The 16,741-nt window shown below is 61.1% G+C and carries 15 protein-coding genes and 1 riboswitch; of the genes, 10 read left to right on the top strand and 5 right to left on the bottom strand.

Going from position 1 to position 16,741, the window contains the following annotated elements; translation table 11 throughout:
* Positions 1-45 precede the first annotated feature (45 nt).
* On the top strand, positions 46-678 hold the full coding sequence (locus tag AC2FMY_RS02555) for a cytochrome P460 family protein (protein WP_496744723.1): 633 nt from the start codon (positions 46-48) through the stop codon (positions 676-678).
* A gap of 69 nt (positions 679-747) precedes the next feature.
* Here AC2FMY_RS02555 and purD read toward each other — a convergent pair whose 3' ends face one another.
* On the bottom strand, positions 748-2,010 hold the full coding sequence (gene purD / locus AC2FMY_RS02550; RefSeq protein WP_496744722.1) for a phosphoribosylamine--glycine ligase: 1,263 nt from the start codon (positions 2,008-2,010) through the stop codon (positions 748-750).
* A 277-nt stretch (positions 2,011-2,287) separates the two neighbouring features.
* Between purD and AC2FMY_RS02545 the strand changes: the two genes are divergently transcribed.
* From AC2FMY_RS02545 to AC2FMY_RS02535, 3 genes are all read left to right on the top strand, one after another.
* Positions 2,288-2,674: a lysozyme inhibitor LprI family protein gene (locus AC2FMY_RS02545; protein WP_480748209.1), complete on the top strand. Its 387-nt coding sequence runs from the start codon at positions 2,288-2,290 to the stop codon at positions 2,672-2,674.
* Between the two features lie 211 nt (positions 2,675-2,885).
* Entirely contained in the window at positions 2,886-4,370 is a 1,485-nt protein-coding gene (xseA, locus tag AC2FMY_RS02540; RefSeq protein WP_496806938.1) for an exodeoxyribonuclease VII large subunit, read from the top strand.
* 4 nt (positions 4,371-4,374) lie between these two features.
* On the top strand, positions 4,375-5,016 hold the full coding sequence (locus tag AC2FMY_RS02535) for a glutathione S-transferase family protein (RefSeq protein ID WP_496806937.1): 642 nt from the start codon (positions 4,375-4,377) through the stop codon (positions 5,014-5,016).
* A gap of 9 nt (positions 5,017-5,025) precedes the next feature.
* On the opposite strand, the gene AC2FMY_RS02530 is transcribed toward AC2FMY_RS02535, so the two are convergent.
* Both AC2FMY_RS02530 and AC2FMY_RS02525 read right to left on the bottom strand, forming a co-directional pair.
* Positions 5,026-5,421 carry a hypothetical protein gene (locus AC2FMY_RS02530; protein WP_480748212.1) on the bottom strand — a complete coding sequence of 132 codons (396 nt, stop codon included), beginning with the start codon at positions 5,419-5,421 and terminating at the stop codon, positions 5,026-5,028.
* 60 nt (positions 5,422-5,481) lie between these two features.
* Positions 5,482-6,180, bottom strand: a complete 699-nt coding sequence (locus tag AC2FMY_RS02525) for a glutathione S-transferase N-terminal domain-containing protein (RefSeq protein WP_496744717.1) — start codon at positions 6,178-6,180, stop codon at positions 5,482-5,484.
* 135 nt (positions 6,181-6,315) lie between these two features.
* A riboswitch (SAM riboswitch) is annotated at positions 6,316-6,393 on the top strand.
* A 61-nt stretch (positions 6,394-6,454) separates the two neighbouring features.
* Between AC2FMY_RS02525 and metZ the strand changes: the two genes are divergently transcribed.
* Positions 6,455-7,642, top strand: coding sequence for an O-succinylhomoserine sulfhydrylase (gene metZ, locus AC2FMY_RS02520; protein WP_496806936.1), 1,188 nt, complete (start codon positions 6,455-6,457; stop codon positions 7,640-7,642).
* Between the two features lie 60 nt (positions 7,643-7,702).
* Here metZ and AC2FMY_RS02515 read toward each other — a convergent pair whose 3' ends face one another.
* Positions 7,703-9,469 carry an adenylate/guanylate cyclase domain-containing protein gene (locus AC2FMY_RS02515; RefSeq protein ID WP_496806935.1) on the bottom strand — a complete coding sequence of 589 codons (1,767 nt, stop codon included), beginning with the start codon at positions 9,467-9,469 and terminating at the stop codon, positions 7,703-7,705.
* Between the two features lie 84 nt (positions 9,470-9,553).
* Positions 9,554-10,339 (bottom strand): HalD/BesD family halogenase, encoded by a 786-nt coding sequence (locus AC2FMY_RS02510; RefSeq protein ID WP_496744711.1) that lies wholly within the window; start codon positions 10,337-10,339, stop codon positions 9,554-9,556.
* A gap of 98 nt (positions 10,340-10,437) precedes the next feature.
* Here AC2FMY_RS02510 and AC2FMY_RS02505 point away from each other — a divergent pair, with 98 nt between their 5' ends.
* From AC2FMY_RS02505 to AC2FMY_RS02485, 5 genes are all read left to right on the top strand, one after another.
* Positions 10,438-11,292 carry a LysR substrate-binding domain-containing protein gene (locus AC2FMY_RS02505; protein WP_496806934.1) on the top strand — a complete coding sequence of 285 codons (855 nt, stop codon included), beginning with the start codon at positions 10,438-10,440 and terminating at the stop codon, positions 11,290-11,292.
* A gap of 148 nt (positions 11,293-11,440) precedes the next feature.
* Positions 11,441-12,544: a GTP cyclohydrolase FolE2 gene (gene folE2 / locus AC2FMY_RS02500; protein WP_496744707.1), complete on the top strand. Its 1,104-nt coding sequence runs from the start codon at positions 11,441-11,443 to the stop codon at positions 12,542-12,544.
* A 284-nt stretch (positions 12,545-12,828) separates the two neighbouring features.
* Positions 12,829-13,620, top strand: a complete 792-nt coding sequence (locus tag AC2FMY_RS02495) for a hypothetical protein (protein WP_496806933.1) — start codon at positions 12,829-12,831, stop codon at positions 13,618-13,620.
* 52 nt (positions 13,621-13,672) lie between these two features.
* Positions 13,673-15,121 carry a TrkH family potassium uptake protein gene (locus AC2FMY_RS02490; RefSeq protein WP_496744704.1) on the top strand — a complete coding sequence of 483 codons (1,449 nt, stop codon included), beginning with the start codon at positions 13,673-13,675 and terminating at the stop codon, positions 15,119-15,121.
* Positions 15,121-16,692 carry a thiamine pyrophosphate-binding protein gene (locus AC2FMY_RS02485; protein ID WP_496744702.1) on the top strand — a complete coding sequence of 524 codons (1,572 nt, stop codon included), beginning with the start codon at positions 15,121-15,123 and terminating at the stop codon, positions 16,690-16,692. The genes AC2FMY_RS02490 and AC2FMY_RS02485 overlap by 1 nt, the downstream gene beginning before the upstream one ends.
* Positions 16,693-16,741 lie beyond the last annotated feature (49 nt).

Below are 16,741 nucleotides of genomic sequence, written 5' to 3'. Positions count from 1 at the left end.
CGTTACAGTGGCTTATGTTACCTTTTGCTTGGTTGGATCGTCAGAATGAAAAAAAGCGCCAGACATCCATATGTAAGTTTCAGTTCGATCTGCCTGATTTCCGGGTTGGCGATATCTACTGCGGTTGCGCAGTCTGAAAGTCAGGATGCCCATCTCGCAATCGAAAACCCGGCAGAGCTGTCCAAGGACGAGGCGGAACAGGTTTATCTGGGCCTCATGAAGCGCATGGAAATGGGATACGGCGCTTCGCGACTCGACATTATCGAGAACTATCAGAGGTGGCCCAAATACAATGACGCACCCTTCGTGTCCGCGACACATGGACAACGGTTTGTAAACAGCTACGCCAACGAGATCGCGGGCGACTACGGGACGCTGACAAGCGGTGAGGCGCTGCCTGCCGGGTCGGTACTGGCTAAAGACAGCATGACCGTCACCACCGAAGACCGCATTTTCCCCGGTGCGCTGTTCGTCATGGAAAAACTGCCCAAAGGCGAAAGCCCTGCGACAGGGGACTGGAGATATGTCATGGTGATGCCGGATGGATCGCTGTTTGGCGACACCACGGGTGACCGCAGTGCCGCTGTGGCTTACTGCCACGATTGCCACATATCGGTGGCGGATCGCGATTTCACCTTCTTTGTTCCAGAAGAATACCGGGTTGGAAATCAACCCTGACCGCTAGGCCCAAGGCCTATGGCGCATCTTTGATACGACGTCAGGGCGCGCGAGCCTGCCGCTGGCGGCTCAGAGCGCCCGCCAGCCGATATCGCGTCGATAAAACCCTTCGGGCCAGTCAATCGCCCCTGCCATGGCATAAGCACGGTCTCGGGCTTCCTGCAGCGACGACCCGCGCGCGGTCACGTTCAACACACGACCCCCGGTTGCCGTAACGGCGCCATCCTTTTCGGTCGTTCCGGCGTGAAAAACCATGTTCATGCTGTCTTCGGGCAGATCCTCCAACCCTCGGATCACCGTGCCTTTCTCGTAAGAACCCGGATAGCCTTCGGCCGCCAACACTATGGTGAGCGCGTGATCGTCTCCCCAGTTCACCCGAGCCTGGGCCAATCGTCCCTCGGCGGCCGCGTGCATCAGGTCCATCGCCTGCGCCCCCAGCCGCATCATCAGCACCTGGCATTCCGGGTCGCCAAAGCGGACGTTGTATTCCACCAGTTTCGGCTGGCCGTCCTTGATCATCAAACCGGCATAGAGAATACCCTGAAACGGCATGCCCCGGCGGGCCATTTCGGCCATGGTCGGGCGCACGATCTCTTCCATCGCACGGGCCTCGACCTCGGCACTCAGGACCGGAGCAGGGGAATATGCACCCATGCCGCCGGTGTTCGGGCCGGTATCACCGTCGCCGACGCGCTTGTGATCCTGCGCGGTGCCGATGGACAGGATGTCGGCGCCGTCGCACAGCACAAAGAGCGAGGCTTCCTCGCCCTCCATGAACTCTTCGATCACCACTTCGGCGCCGGCGCCGCCAAAGGCGCCGCCCAGCATGTCCTCGACCGCCGCGACAGCCGTGTCCTCATCCATCGCCACGATCACGCCCTTGCCGGCGGCCAGCCCGTCGGCCTTGACCACGATCGGCGCGCCCTGCTGGTGGATATAGGCAACGGCAGGTTCAACCTGCGTGAACCGGGCATAGGCTGCGGTGGGCGCGCCCGCCGCATCGCAGATCTCCTTGGTAAAGCTTTTCGACGCCTCCAGCCGCGCCGCCGCCTCGGAAGGGCCAAAGACCAGAATGCCCGCCTCGCGCAGCCGGTCGGCAACACCCACGGCCAGCGGTGCCTCGGGACCCACTATGACGAAATCGATGGCGTTCTCCTCGGCAAAGCTCACCACCGCACCGCCATCCATGATGTCCAGCGTGGCACAATCGGCGATCTTCGCGATCCCCGCATTGCCGGGCGCCACGATCAGCTTGTCGCATTTGGGGTTTTGCATCACCGCCCAGGCCAGCGCATGTTCGCGCCCGCCGCTGCCAAGAATGAGGATGTTCATAAGACGCGCTCCGCTCTGCCTGACCCTGTCCCGCGCCTTCTAGGGCGAACCTTCGTGCGAAACAACCCGGACCGAAGCGCACACCCGCCCGCTCGGGACGCGCCAGCGCCAAAGACGGCGGCAACGTCACACGATCCCGGAGATGAGCACCCGCAGGGTGGGCAGCCTGCCCACCGCACCTCTCCTGTTTCCCCGGTGTCCATCGTCGCCCCATGACCCCAAGACAGCAGGCCCTTAACCCGCTAACCTGGACCCAGGCACACATAGAGGACCCACCATGCAGAAACTCGCCGCACCGATCGTTCTGGTATATTTTCTTTCATCTTTCGCCTCTGCCGATCCCGCCACTGAATGCGGCGGCGGCAGCCAGGTCGAGACCGGCGCCTGCGTGGCGGACACGCTGGACCGGGTCGATGCGAGTGTCGAGCTCTATCTCGGCTTCGCCATGGCCGCCGCGCAAGAGCTAGACGATGTGACCGGCCGCAAGGTCGCCACCCCGGCACTGACCGCCTCGCAAGACGCCTGGGCGAGCTATCGCGATGCCCATTGCGCATATGTCGGCGCAACCTTCGGCGGTGGCTCGGGGACCGGCATCGGGATCAACTCCTGCCGGATCGAACTTGGCCGCGACCGTGCCAGCGACCTGATGCGCTACACCCAATAACCCCAGAGGACAGGCCCCGTAGGGTGGGCAGTCTGCCCACCTCCGATCCTTCCGATATCGCCACCATCGCCGCCAGCAACCGACGTACAAAACGGTCAATCCCCCTCCGTGCCCCAGTACAAAACGGTCAAAACGCCTCTGTCTCGGGATCCGCTTGGCCTTCTCCGCCGACCCGTCTAATCTGGCCCGACAGGCAAATCAGGACACTGACATGGACCTTCTCGACGACCCCCAACCGGGCCAGAACATGCCCGAATTCACCGTCTCCGAGATCTCGGGCGAGGTGAAGCGCGCGCTGGAAAGCAGCTTTGGCCGCATCCGGGTACGGGGCGAGGTCGGGCGCGTATTTCAGGCCCGCTCGGGGCATCTTTATTACGACATCAAGGACGACCGCAACGTACTGGCCTGCACCACATGGAAAGGGCAGGTTGCCGGGTTATCGGTGGTCCCCGAAGAGGGTCTGGAAGTGGTCGTGACCGGCCGCCTGACCGCATTCGGTGCTCAATCAAAATACAACCTGAATGTCGACGAGGTCGCCGTCGCGGGCCAGGGCGCGCTGATGGCGCTGTTGGAAAAGCGCAAAAAGCAGCTCGACGCCGAAGGGCTGTTCGCACCCGAGCGCAAGAAGCCGCTTCCCTATCTGCCGCAGATCATCGGGGTGATCACTTCGCCGCAGGGGGCGGTGATCCGCGACATCCTGCACCGGCTGCGCGACCGGTTTCCACGCAAGGTGCTGATCTGGCCGGTCGCGGTGCAGGGTGCCAACTGCGCCCCCGAGGTTGCTCGCGCCATCAAGGGGTTCAACCAACTGGGGTCCGGCGGCGCGTTGCCTCGGCCCGATCTTATCATTGTGGCCCGTGGCGGTGGATCGATCGAAGACCTTTGGGGCTTCAACGAGGAAATCGTCGCCCGCGCCGCCGCTGCGTCGGACATCCCGCTGATCTCGGCGGTTGGGCATGAAACCGACACCACCCTGATCGACTATGTTTCGGATCGCCGCGCGCCGACCCCGACCGCAGCCGCCGAATTGGCGGTTCCCGTGCGGATGGAGCTTTTGGCCTGGACTGGCGAGCAGGGCGCCCGCCTGTCGCGGGCGACAACGGACGGGGTACAGCGCCGCGCTCAAAGGCTGCGGGACCTGTCGCGCGCACTACCGCGTGCGGATACGTTGCTGGACACCCCCCGCCAGCGGCTGGATCAGGTATCGGAACGCCTGCCCAATGCCCTGATCCGGGGGGTTCAGAACCGGCGCGTCAAGCTGCTGGACATGTCGGCGCACCTGCGGCCATCCACGCTGCGCAATTTCGTCTCGTCACGCCGTGACCGGTGGCACAACCTTGCATCGCGCCTGTCGCTGCGCCCCATCGAACGCGAACTCAAAAGCCGCCGCGATGACCTGACTCGCTTGTCCGACCGCCTGAACACGGCGCAGAAAACCCGCATCGATCGGTTGCGCCAAACGCTCGACGCCACTGACCGGCTACGCGAAACCCTTAGCTACAAGGCCACGCTCGGGCGCGGATATGCGGTCGTACGCGCCGATGGGGACGTGGTCACAACCCAGGCCGAGGCCGCACGGCACAGCGTTCTGGAAATCGAATTTGCGGATGGCCGCATGACAACCGGAGCGTCGCCTGTCAAACCGTCGGCGCGAAAACCCAAGCCGGACGCGCCCGATCAGGGCAGCTTGTTCTAGTCTGATGTTGACGATCTGGGGCCGCAGGACTTCTTCGAACGTGCAGGCCCTGATGTGGTGTGTGGGCGAACTTGGCCTTACTTTTGAACGCCATGATCTCGGGCACCGGTTCGGCGGCCTCGACGCCGACAGTTTCACTGCACTGAATCCAAACCGCACCATCCCGGTACTGAAGGATGGCGAAGGTATGCCGATCTGGGAAACCGGCGCGATCCTCCGTTATCTTGCCGCCAAATACGGGAACGAGACCTTCTGGCCCAGTGACCCGTTGCGCAGAGCGACCATCGACCAATGGGCCGAATGGGCCAAAATCAACGTCGCGATGGCGTTTACCGTTCCTGTTTTCTGGCGCGTCGTACGCACGAACAGGAACGACCGAGACCCGGACGCCATTCAGACCGCTGTCCGAACCGTCGAAAAGAAACTGGTCATCGCCGAACATCAGTTGGCCAGCAACGCGTTTCTCGGCGGCGAATCCCTGACACTGGCGGATATCCAGTTCGGCCATGTCCTTTACCGCTACTACGATATTGAAATTGACCGCGCTGATTTACTAAATCTAAAGCGCTACTATCGCGATCTGACGTTGCGGCCTGCCTATCGCGAGCATGTAATGATCAGCTACGACGACTTGCGCGCAACTTGACAAGGCGCGTCAAACCCCGACATCCGGCCCGTAACAGATCATTTCCTCGCCGATATCCTCGGCTTCATACAGTTCGGTCGCCTCGGGATCGCCTTCGAACCGGGCGATCAGGCCGCCGGAGGATTGAGAGAATTCCCAACATTGCGGGTCCAGGCGGTCTTCGTAAACGAAACAGATCTGGCGGCCCTGTTCGTACCAGATGCCTTCCTTGCAATTGCCATCAAGAAACGACCAGATGACGCGGCGATTGGGCAAATACTCCTCGACCCCGTAAGCCACGCCGTCAAAGCCATAAAACAGCGTCTTGCCGCGGGTATAGGCGTCGAATTCCTCGGCGGACATCGGCTCCGCCGCCGGGGCTACTTGACCAAAGACCAGCAAGGGAATCACGAAACGCAACAGCATGACCGAATTGTGTCAGATCGCGTAGGTGATCGCTACTCGCAAAGGCGTGGGGTGGGCGGGCTATCGCCTGAACAGAACACTTTGCGCCTGCTTGTCGCGATGATCGGTGCGCAATTCGATATGCAAGTCCCGGCCCGCCTGCACAGCGGGCCGCGCGCCCACGGTTTCCAGCCAACGGGCAAAGTGGGGCTTGTCTTCCAACGTCTGCTGTTGACCTTCCCACAGGCTCGCCCAGCCCCAGATGGACATGTCGGCGATGGAATAGAAATCGCCCGCCACGAATTCATTCCTGGCCAGACGCCGGTCCAGCACTCCATAAAGCCGCGCGACCTCGGCTCGGTAGCGGTCCTTGGCATAGGGCAGGTCCTGCGGCGGATCGAGATAGGGGGCGTATTTCAGGAAGTGATGCGCCTGACCCGCCATCGGGCCAACGCCGCCCATCTGCCACATCAGCCATTCCTCGACCGCGATCCGGTCACGCTGTGTCCTTCCATAGAATCGCCCGGTCTTGCGCGCCAGGTACATCAGGATCGCACCGCTTTCGAAGATCGACACCGGTTCGCCATCCGGCCCATCCGGATCGGTGATCGCGGGCATCCGGTTGTTGGGCGCGATTTTTAGAAATTCAGAGTCGAACTGGCCGCCCGCGCGGATGTCGATCAGGTTGACATTGTATGGCAGCCCCATCTCTTCCAGCGCGATGGAGATTTTCCAGCCGTTGGGCGTGGGCCAATAGTATAGCTCGATCGGGTCCGCCATCGTCTCCTCCGGGTTAACGGGAGGATGATGAGCTTTTGCCGAAGAACGGCAAGTGGCAAAAGAACAGGTGACAGAACCGTGAGCGCAGTCCGCATCGGACTTGACGCATGGGCAGATCAGGCGTTATGGCATCGCATCGAACAACGTGGCGATTTGTTACCGGATTGCGGGCCACGCTAAACAACACCGCTAAAAGGTCAGGATGAAAGACCCCTTTCGCTTGGCCGCGTCTGGGGTTTTTTGTTTGCCTCTGCCCGAGGCTGAAAGGAATGAGATGAGCGAGAGCTGGAACAAACGCACCCAAGCCGTGCATGGCGGTATTCGCCGCAGTCAGTACAACGAAGTGAGCGAGGCGATCTTCCTCACACAAGGCTTCGTTTATGAGAACGCCGAACAGGCCGAGGCCCGGTTCATCGAATGCGGACCTGACGAGTTCATCTATGCCCGCTACGGCAACCCTACAGTGTCGATGTTCGAACAGCGCATCGCGGCGCTGGAAGGGGCCGAGGATGCCTTTGCCACCGCCTCGGGCATGGCTGCGGTCAACGGTGCGCTGACCTCGATGCTGAAGGCCGGGGATCACATAGTTTCGGCCAAGGCGCTCTTTGGGTCGTGTCTCTATATCGTCGAGAATATTCTGACCCGCTTCGGTGTCGAGGTCAGCTTTGTAGACGGCACCGATCTGGAACAGTGGAAAGCGGCGATCCGTCCTGACACCAAGGCGGTGTTTTTCGAATCCATGTCGAACCCGACGCTCGAGGTGATCGATATCGCCGGCGTGGCCGAACTGGCTCATGCGGCCGGTGCGGTCGTGATCGTCGACAACGTATTCTCGACCCCGGTTTATTCCCGCGCCATCGAGCAGGGCGCGGATGTCGTCATCTATTCCGCGACCAAGCACATCGACGGGCAGGGGCGGGCGCTGGGCGGTGTGATCATCGGCACCCGCGAGTTCATACGCGGCACGGTCGAACCTTATCTGAAACATACCGGTGGAGCGCTCAGCCCGTTCAATGCGTGGATCATGCTCAAGGGGCTGGAGACCATGGCGCTGCGGGTGAACGCACAGGCCGAGACTGCGCAGAAACTGGCCGAGGCGCTGGAAGGGCACCCGGCGCTGGAACGGACGCTTTATCCTGGCCTGAAAACCCACGCGCAAAACGCACTGGTCCAAAGCCAGTTGGGCGGCAAGGGCGGCACCGTCCTCTCGCTCGACATCAAGGGCGGCAAGGCTGCGGCGTTCCGGTTCCTCAACGCGTTGAACATCCCGGTGATCTCGAACAATCTGGGCGACGCCAAATCCATTGCCACCCACCCGGCGACAACGACGCACCAGAGGTTGAGCGACGCGCAGCGCGACGAGTTGGGCATCACCCCCGGCCTGATCCGTTTTTCGGTTGGGTTGGAGGACGCCGACGATTTGTTGGCAGATCTGCAACAGGCGCTCGACGCTGCGCAATAGCGGGCGGGTCACGGCGACAGAATTTTCGCGGGTCGCGCACGGGACCTGCTTGGCCTTGGATCAGGTCTCGCCAGCCCCCGGTTCTTGTTCCGGTGATTCCGGGATGCCGGCCTGGCGAAGATAGTCGGACATCAGCTCCAGCAAACCTGTGTTGAAACTGGGCAGCATCGCTTGGAACTCGGTGATGGAATAGCTCGGCCGCACCCGGATCAATTCTTGCGCAGCGCGCGCCGCCTCGTCTGCCCGACCAGCGGCTGCGTACGCGACTGTCTGGGCGAAATGTGTCCAATGAACCTTGGTATTGGCTCGAACCGCCATTCTTGCGGCGACTATTGCGTCTTCGGGTCTTGCCATCTGGATAAGACAAACGGTTTTCAGCATCAGCGGCATCCAGACGAAAGGGTCCTGCGGGTTCAGGCGCAGAGCCGCCTCGACATACGGCAACGCCTCAGACGCCCGACCCATGGCATTCAACGCCTGACCCAGGTTGTAATGGGCAAAGGCCAGGTTCGGGTTCAGTTCGATCGCCCGCTCCAGCGAGGCAACGGCCAGGTCGGGTTGCCCGGACATGCTGAGCAGACGACCGAGCGCCAGATGCGCCATTGCGTCCTGTTCGTCCAACGTGAGCGCGTCCCGGGCCAGTCGAATTCCACGTTCCAGTGTGGCTTCCGGTTCTTCGGAGAACCCCATGGCGATATCGGTGATGCAGACCAACGCCAGTCCCGCACAGGCCAGCGCAAAATCCGGGTCGTCGTCCAGCGCCCGTTCCAGAAATTTGCGCGCTTCGATGTTGCCGGTACGGGTGGATTGATAGAACAGGTTCATACCACGCTGGTAATTGGTCCAACTGTCCAGGCTGGAGGGCGGTCTTCGCGCTGATCGCGACACTTCCGCCTGACGCACCTGAACATCGACGGTCGAAACGATCATGGCTGAAATCTCATCTTGCAGATCGAACAGGTCTTCCATCGTCCGTTCAAATCGGTCGGCCCAGACGTGAATGCCGGTTTCGGCTTCGATCAGCTGCGCCGTGATCCGCAGGCGATTGCCCGCACGCCGAACCGACCCTTCGACCACGTATCGCACATCCAGTTCCCGTGCGATTTTGCGCACATCCTTATGGGTGCCCTTGTAGGCGAAGGTCGAGTTGCGGGCGATGACGAAAAGCGAACGGAAGCGGCTGAGTTCGGTGATCACGTCCTCGACGATACCGTCGGCCAGGAACTCCTGATCGGGATCCGTGGACATGTTGTCGAAGGGTAGGACAGCGATCGAAGGCCGTGTAGTGGCGGCCTTCGCGGCTGGTGCGCTCCCAGTGTTCTCTACCCGCCAGACTTCGACCGGTTCGGGAATGTTCTTGACGGTTTGCGGGCCAAGCGCCGTCAATTCCGCTTCGATCTTGCCGCGCACTTGGTCATGAACGCTTCGGGAAATGCAAAGACCACCGGGCAGTGCAAGGCTTTCCAGACGGGCGGCAATGTTGACGCCATCGCCCAGAATATCGTCCCCGTCGCTCACCACATCGCCCAGATTGATTCCGACCCGAAACCGCATGCGTTTCTCGTCGGGTTGGTCAGCCTCATGCGCGGCAAGCTGGCCCAGCATGTCCATCATGGTACGAACCGCAGACACAGGCGACGGAAATTCGGCCAAAAGACCGTCACCCATGGTCTTGATCAGCCGTCCACCACCGGCTGACAGTCCAGGCAGGATGACCCTGTCGAACAAGTTGCGCAGCCGCGTCAGCGTGCCTTCTTCGTCCGCGGATATCAGCCGCGAATACCCCGCCAGATCGGCGGCGACGATGGTGGTCAGGCGACGTTGCACGGCTCCTCCGGTCAATCAGGGGCAGGAACCAAGTATGCCTACAACTCGCGTTTCGGCAAGAATACGCGTGATCACGCCGACGGTTCAGCCCACCCGCCCGTAAAAACCGGCGCGCTCGGTTTCGGTAAAAGTCACGCCTGGGCGTTCATAATACGAAAAGACCGCGATGATCCGTTCCCTGTCTCCGCGCACCGGCGTCACGCGATGGGCGGTGTTCTTGCCCTTGAATACGTTCAGTGTTCCGGGACTCAGAGAAATCTCCTTGCTGTCCGGGTCTTCCCCCCGCAACAGCCGCGCGACGCCATCATAGTTGGGGTCGCCCTCGCTGCGCAGGTCGGTGCGGTATTCAAACCCGCCACCCGCCTTTGGGGCCTGTAACAGCAAGGTGGTGGTGAACTCCGAGCGGTCGAAATGCCAGTTGAGCGCCTGACCCTCGCCATAGGACATCACGTTCACCCGCGCCAACGGATCGTCCATCACATGCAGCTCGGGCTTGTCCATCGTCGCGGCCAGGAACAGGGCGAATTCCGGCCATTCATAAAGGCGCAACAGGGGTGAGCCCCCGATCTGATCGGCGCAAAGCGTGCGGTTCGAAGTCTTGAATTGCCGCAACGCGGGATGATCCTCGGGCAGGTCCTCGATTGGCTTGAAATAGATGTTGTGCATCCGCTCGTGCAAAAAGGCGTCACTGGCAAAACGCGGGGTCATCGCATCGACTGCTTGCGCGGCAATCTCCGGTCGCATCAGGCCGTCAAGGTTGAACATACCGTTCGCGGCAAGATCCGCGCGGCAGCGGTCCACCAGCCGTTGCCAGGCCGGGCTATCGGGTTGATCGATGGGAAAGCGGTTCAGATCCAGGATGTCGCGCATGTTCGGTCTCCGGTGATTTCGTGCCAGATTGCCTTGGCCTTGCTTGCTTAGACACTATAAAATATCTTGGTCAGCATTAGATTTTATGTAGGCATATCGTGAAACTCCCCCCGTTGAACGCACTCAGGGCCTTTGAATGCGCCGCGCGGACCGGCAGCTTTGCCGCTGCGGGCAACGAGCTTGGCGTAACCCCCGCAGCCGTCAGCCTGCAGGTCAGGAACCTCGAAGACTGGCTGGGCCGACAATTGTTTGCTCGCAAGGCGAACCAGATTCGGCTGACGGATGCCGGACGGGACTATTATGCAAACGCCGCCTCGGCCCTGACCGACATTTCGCGCTTCACCGAAGCCCTGACCGAAAGCGATCCCCGGCGGCCACTCACAATCAGCGCCACCCCGGCCTTGGCGGAATTGTGGTTACCGCCACGGCTCGCCCGGTTTGCCACGCAGCGCCCGGATGTGCCCGTCGCCTTGCGGGTCGAGGCCGAAGAGGTCGATCTGGATCAGCATGGGGTCGATGCCCGGCTGAGCTATGGTGGCGAGTTGCCGGACTATAAGATCACACCGCTTTTCTACGATCATTTGATTCCGGTGGCGCGCACGGCATGCAACCCGGCCACCAGCCGCCGCGTGACGGTCAACTGGGGCAGCACCATCGGGTCAGTTCCGGGCTGGTCTGCCTGGTTTTCCGCGGCTGGCCTGTCAACCGGGGCGCAGGCGGGCATCTCTGCGCCCTCTGTCCCTGCCGCGCTGGCACTGGTCGTGGCGGGGGCAGGGGTTGCGCTTTTACCCGAACGAATAATCGACGCGGTGCTGAAAGCAGGGCAGGTCCTGCGCTGCCCAGGACCGGCACTGGCGATGCCGCGCCCTTACGTGGCGATCACCGCGCACCACAAATCACGCTCGCGCCGCTTGTCGGAATTGCTGACGATCCTGACCCGGGAATCCGGCTGAATCCTGTTTGCAGGACGGTTTCAGTCGCGAAGAGGCGGTTTTTGCACGATTTCCGGTGCGGATCTTGGTAGATCAGCGGGAAAGCACTAGATTGGAACTTGTGGGAAAGTCGTCTATATACTTGACGACCTGACCAGGAAACGCGCCGATGAACATCCACCCTCGCGACATTGACGAGAACCCCAATCGTGAACAGGCCGCCGAAGCGCTGGCACTGTTGCGGAAATGGGTGAAAACCGCCAACGCGGCCGAGATCAGCCAGCTGGACCCGGCGGTTGCCCGTCTGGTGCCCGGTCTGGTGCCGGTGAACTATCCGGCGCTGTCGCGTGACTACCCCGAGGAATTCGCGGTCGACGACGCCTACAAGGCGACGCTGCCCGATCTACAGAACGGGCCGGCCAGCCTGATCCGGGGCGCGAAACAACAGATTCAGCATGTGGGCATCTCGAATTTCCGCCTGCCGATTCGCTTTCACCGCAAGCATGGCGAGGATCTGACGCTGGAAACTTCGGTGACCGGCACCGTCAGCCTTGAGGCCGAGAAAAAGGGCATCAACATGTCCCGGATCATGCGGTCCTTCTACAAGCATGCCGAGCGTACCTTCAGTTTCGAGGTGATCGAGGCGGCTCTGAGCGACTACATGACCGATCTGGACAGCTTCGATGCCCGTATCCAGATGCGGTTTTCCTATCCCGACCGGATCGAAAGCCTGCGTTCGGGCCTGTCGGGTTACCAGTATTACGACATCGCGCTGGAATTGGTCGAACAGGGCGGCGTGCGGCAAAAGATCATCCATCTGGATTATGTCTATTCCTCGACCTGCCCCTGTTCGCTGGAACTCAGTGAACACGCGCGTGCGATGCGCGGGCAACTGGCCACGCCGCATTCGCAGCGCTCGGTGGCGCGGATTTCGGCGGTGGTGGACCCGGACGCCGATTGCCTGTGGTTCGAGGATCTGATTGGGCTGTGCCGTCGTGCGGTGCCGACCGAGACGCAGGTCATGGTCAAGCGCGAGGACGAACAAGCTTTTGCCGAGCTGAACGCCGCCAACCCGATTTTTGTCGAGGATGCCGCTCGCCTTTTTTGCGCCGAACTGCAGGCCGACCACCATATCGGTGATTTTCGGGTGATCGCCAGCCATCAGGAAAGCCTGCACAGTCATGACGCGGTCTCGATCCTGACCGAAGGCTCGACCTTTGCCGCATCCAGCCTCGACCCCAAGCTGTTCAACACTCTCTTCCACGTCGGCTGACCCCGATTGTCCGCATAGCGGGCAACCGGTGATTTTCCGCTGAGTTTCACCAGTTACGCTGCGTCGCGGCAATTAATGCTGCGCATGCGGAAGAAATTGACCTAAGGTCATCCCGTAAGCAACTGCCGCCCCTGTCGGCGGGTTGGTCAAAAGCGGACTAGGCCTTTGATGTACAATACCTTTGTTGGCAAGGCGCGTCACCGCCAGATACCTGTTAACCAGTGGCCTGATTCTCTTTCTTCACCTGCTCCTGCTTGCTTTTTCCTTATAGGAGACACTCTTCAATGAATCCGATTTCCCAACCGTTCGAATATCAGGCCGCCGCGATGCGCTTGGCGGGCTATGTTCTGACAAACAATCTGCGGATCATGCAGATCATGACACGCTCGGCCCTTGATGCACCAATGGCGCAAGTGCGCGCGCTTCAGGCCGCCTCTTCGGTACCATCTTGCCAGGCTCGCACAGAACGCGATGTTCAACCAGAGCCAAAGGCAACTGCCAAAACCTATAGTACCGAAGCCAAACCGACGTTCCGGACAAAACAAGCCGCGCCGATCAACACACAGAAAACACGGAAAGTTTCCGAAGTCGTCCCCAAGACAACAGCGCCAACGCAAGCACCGAAACCAGAGCACGCTTCGGCCCAAAAGGCTCAGGAAGGCGGCGCGCAGGCAGCGGTGGCGCCTGAAACTAGCGTAAAACCCGCAACACCCGATCAGCCGACTGGGCAAGTGCAGAAACCGGTTCAGAAAGAGGCCAAAACAGTTCCGGAAACGATGGTCGCAGATAAGAATCCCGTGGCAACGACACCGGAACCACAGCCTTCACGGGATGACACAGCGAATGCCGGTACAGATGGCAAGCCGACGCTTCCGGGTAAAAGCCCCAAGGCGTCAGAGGCCAACAGGGCGGACGTAACGACCAAACCCGTGGCGCCCGTGACTTCACCGCCCAAATCTCCACCGGTTCGTTCGGCCTCTACCAAAAAGCCCGCGTCAAAGGCATCGCCCCGCAGAACGCGGAAACCATCACGACCGCCGACAATGCCGGGACCAAAGCCCAAAACCGACGGCTAGAAAGCGGCCTTTGCCTTGACAGTGCCGGAATGACGCGCCAACGCTGCGCGTCATGATTGACCTACGCCCTGTCGGATACGTGATCGGCCTTCTGGTCGCCATTCTTGGCGCGACCATGCTGTTTCCGATGCTTGCCGACCTGATCGAGGGGCGCGGTGAGTGGCATGTGTTTCTCGAAAGCGGGGTCATCACACTGCTTTCGGGCACCGTGCTGGCGCTCAGCTGCGCCAACGGCGTGCGCGAGGGTCTGACGATCCGGCAGACATTTCTGGTCACAACAACCGTCTGGGTCGCCCTGCCGTTCTTCGGTGCGCTGCCACTGATGCTCGGGGCCACTGAACTGCGTTTCGTGGACGCGTTCTTCGAGGCGATGTCGGGTCTCACCACAACCGGCTCGACAGTAGTCGCCGGTCTTGATGATTTGCCGCGCGGAATTCTTTTGTGGCGCGGTATCCTGCAGTGGCTTGGCGGGATCGGGATCATCGTCGTGGCAATGGTGTTCCTGCCCGAACTGCGCGTGGGTGGCATGCAGATCTTTCGCTCGGAAGGGTTTGAAACCATGGGGAAAATCTTGCCACGCGCGCAAGAAATTGCCGGGCAGATTGCCTATATCTACATTGCTCTGACGGCCATTTGCGCCTTGGTCTACACCACTTTGGGGATGAGCTTTTTTGATGCGCTGGTGCACTCGTTGACGACCATGTCCACGGGCGGGTTTTCCAACTACGATGCCTCGTTCGGTACCTTCTCGGGTCCCGCGGAATACGCGGCATCGATCTTCATGATCGTCGCGGCGCTTCCCTTTGTCCGCTACGTCCAACTGGTGAACGGTTCCGCTCAACCCCTTTGGCGCGACAGCCAGATCCGGGTCTTCCTGGCGACCATCGGCGTTCTTGTCATCATCACCACCTTTGTTCTGACCAGCATCTTCCCCCATCACATCGAACAGGCCTTCCGCGAGGCGCTGTTCAATATCACCTCGATCATTTCGGGAACGGGGTATGCCAGCGTCGATTACATGAACTGGGGCAGTTTCCTGATCGCCGTCTTTTTCTTCATCGGTCTGATCGGCGGTTGCGCCGGATCAACCGCCTGTTCGATCAAGATCTTCCGCTATCAGTTGCTGTTCGCCTCGATCAGGACCCAGATTCAGCGTACCCGGTCGCCCCACGGTATATTCACCCCCCGATATGATGGACGCCCCGTCGGCCCCGATGTCCTCAGCTCGGTCATGAGCTTTTTCGTGTTCTTCGTGGTGTCGATGGGCATCCTGTCCTGGGGGCTGGCACTGACCGGGCTCGACTTCATCACCGCTGTGTCCGGTGCCGCCGCCGCACTGGCCAATATTGGCCCCGGCCTCGGTCCGCAAATCGGCCCCTCGGGCAATTTCGCGGGGCTGAATGACACCGCGAAATGGATGTTGTCTGCCGGGATGCTGATCGGGCGGCTGGAACTTCTGGCCGTTTACGTGATCTTCACCCGCAAATTCTGGAGAAACTGATGAAAAGGCCACTCGGCGCGCAGATATCGCACATGCTCAGGGATCGCGGGGTTGATGTCATCTTTGGCATTCCCGGTGTTCATAATCAGGAAATGTACCGGGGCATCGAAGAGGCCGGCATCACCCATATCCTGACCCGCCACGAACAGGGCGCGGGGTTCATGGCCGACGGCTATGCGCGGGCGACGGGCAGACCGGGGGTGGCTTACGTGATCACCGGGCCGGGCCTGTGCAACATCATGACGCCGATGGGGCAGGGGTATTCGGATTCGGTTCCGATGCTGGTTATCTCCTCCTGCCTTGACGAGGTTTCGGCACGTCGCGGGCAACTGCACCAGATGAAGGATCAAGAGGCGGCGGCCACGGTTTGTGACTGGTCCCATTGCGCCAACTCTCCCCAGGCCGCCTATGGCCTGATCGAACGCGCCTTTGAAGAGTTCGAGATCAATCGCCCGCGGCCCAAGCACATTCAGGTGCCGATCGCCCAGCTGCAGGGTGATGCCGAACCCGCGCCGTTCCCGTTCCAGCCCGCGCTGCGCACCAAGGCGCTCAAGCCCGATGTCGCCCCAGTCATTTCCATGCTGAACACCGCGCGGCGACCCCTGTTCATTCTGGGTGGCGGGACGAAATCGAACCTGTGGCGGCAGATCCTGACACAGCTGGGTGCGGCCTGCTTCACCACATATGCCGGACGTGGGTTGGCGGGGGCGGGATATGCGCTCGATTTCGGCGCGACGCTGGCCCGCCCGGGCAGCGCCGAGGTGATCGCATCCGCCGATCTGGTGGTGGCGGTCGGAACCGAACTTGCCGAGGTCGACCTGTGGCGCACCGATCTGGGCCACAAGGCACCGCTGATCCGCGTCGATATCGACACCGAAGTCCTGGCCGACGGCCACCGCGCGGCGGTCAAGCTGCAGGCAGATGGCGAAAGTTTCGCCCGCGCGCTCTGGTCCGAATCCGAGACCCTGAAAACGGCAACCGGTTGGAACGCCCAAGAGGTAGCCGAGACAAAGGCGCGCTGGCGGGCCGAGGTTGACGCCGAACGCCCGGGCATCGTTCGTGTCGCGGATGCGCTCAAGGCCGCCATGCCGGCGGAAACGATGATCTATTCCGACATGACCCAGTTTGCCTATGTGGCCAAGGAAGTGTGGGACATGCCCTATCCCTATCACTGGCACCACCCCACAGGGTTTGGCACATTGGGTTATGCCCTGCCTGCCGGGATCGGCGGCGCGGTCGGTCGGCGCGGCAAGCCGACGGCGGTGATCGCCGGCGACTACGGGTTTCACTATACGATGCAGGAATTGGGCGTGGCGGTCGAACTCGGCCTGCCGCTGCCGATCATCCTGTGGGACAACGGCAAACTGAAAGAGATCGAGGACAGCATGGTGCGGAGTCAGATCGCGCCAAATGCGGTCATCGCCCGCAACCCTGATTTCTGCAAACTGGCCGAAGCCTTTGGCGCTGCTGCGGCCGCCCCCCAAACATTGGACGAGATGCAAACGGCGGTGCGTACCGCGTTCAGGGCCAACGGGCCAACCCTGATCCGTGTGACCCCGGATATCGCCTGATCCACGCAGACAAACTGAAAAAGCCCGCAGCGTGCAAGGCTGCGGGCTT

Source organism: Ruegeria sp. YKSE079 (assembly GCF_059612845.1).
Note: the sequence above shows the minus strand (reverse complement) of the source record. Positions and strands in the feature narration are given on the sequence as shown.

Bases quoted from the DNA above. Each gene is read 5' to 3' on its own strand.
- AC2FMY_RS02555 (WP_496744723.1), top strand. From the start codon at position 46: ATGAAAAAAAGCGCCAGACATCCATATGTAAGTTTCAGTTCGATCTGC.
- purD (WP_496744722.1), bottom strand. From the start codon at position 2,010: ATGAACATCCTCATTCTTGGCAGCGGCGGGCGCGAACATGCGCTGGCC.
- AC2FMY_RS02545 (WP_480748209.1), top strand. From the start codon at position 2,288: ATGCAGAAACTCGCCGCACCGATCGTTCTGGTATATTTTCTTTCATCT.
- xseA (WP_496806938.1), top strand. From the start codon at position 2,886: ATGGACCTTCTCGACGACCCCCAACCGGGCCAGAACATGCCCGAATTC.
- AC2FMY_RS02535 (WP_496806937.1), top strand. From the start codon at position 4,375: ATGTTGACGATCTGGGGCCGCAGGACTTCTTCGAACGTGCAGGCCCTG.
- AC2FMY_RS02530 (WP_480748212.1), bottom strand. From the start codon at position 5,421: ATGCTGTTGCGTTTCGTGATTCCCTTGCTGGTCTTTGGTCAAGTAGCC.
- AC2FMY_RS02525 (WP_496744717.1), bottom strand. From the start codon at position 6,180: ATGGCGGACCCGATCGAGCTATACTATTGGCCCACGCCCAACGGCTGG.
- metZ (WP_496806936.1), top strand. From the start codon at position 6,455: ATGAGCGAGAGCTGGAACAAACGCACCCAAGCCGTGCATGGCGGTATT.
- AC2FMY_RS02510 (WP_496744711.1), bottom strand. From the start codon at position 10,339: ATGCGCGACATCCTGGATCTGAACCGCTTTCCCATCGATCAACCCGAT.
- folE2 (WP_496744707.1), top strand. From the start codon at position 11,441: ATGAACATCCACCCTCGCGACATTGACGAGAACCCCAATCGTGAACAG.
- AC2FMY_RS02495 (WP_496806933.1), top strand. From the start codon at position 12,829: ATGAATCCGATTTCCCAACCGTTCGAATATCAGGCCGCCGCGATGCGC.
- AC2FMY_RS02490 (WP_496744704.1), top strand. From the start codon at position 13,673: ATGATTGACCTACGCCCTGTCGGATACGTGATCGGCCTTCTGGTCGCC.
- AC2FMY_RS02485 (WP_496744702.1), top strand. From the start codon at position 15,121: ATGAAAAGGCCACTCGGCGCGCAGATATCGCACATGCTCAGGGATCGC.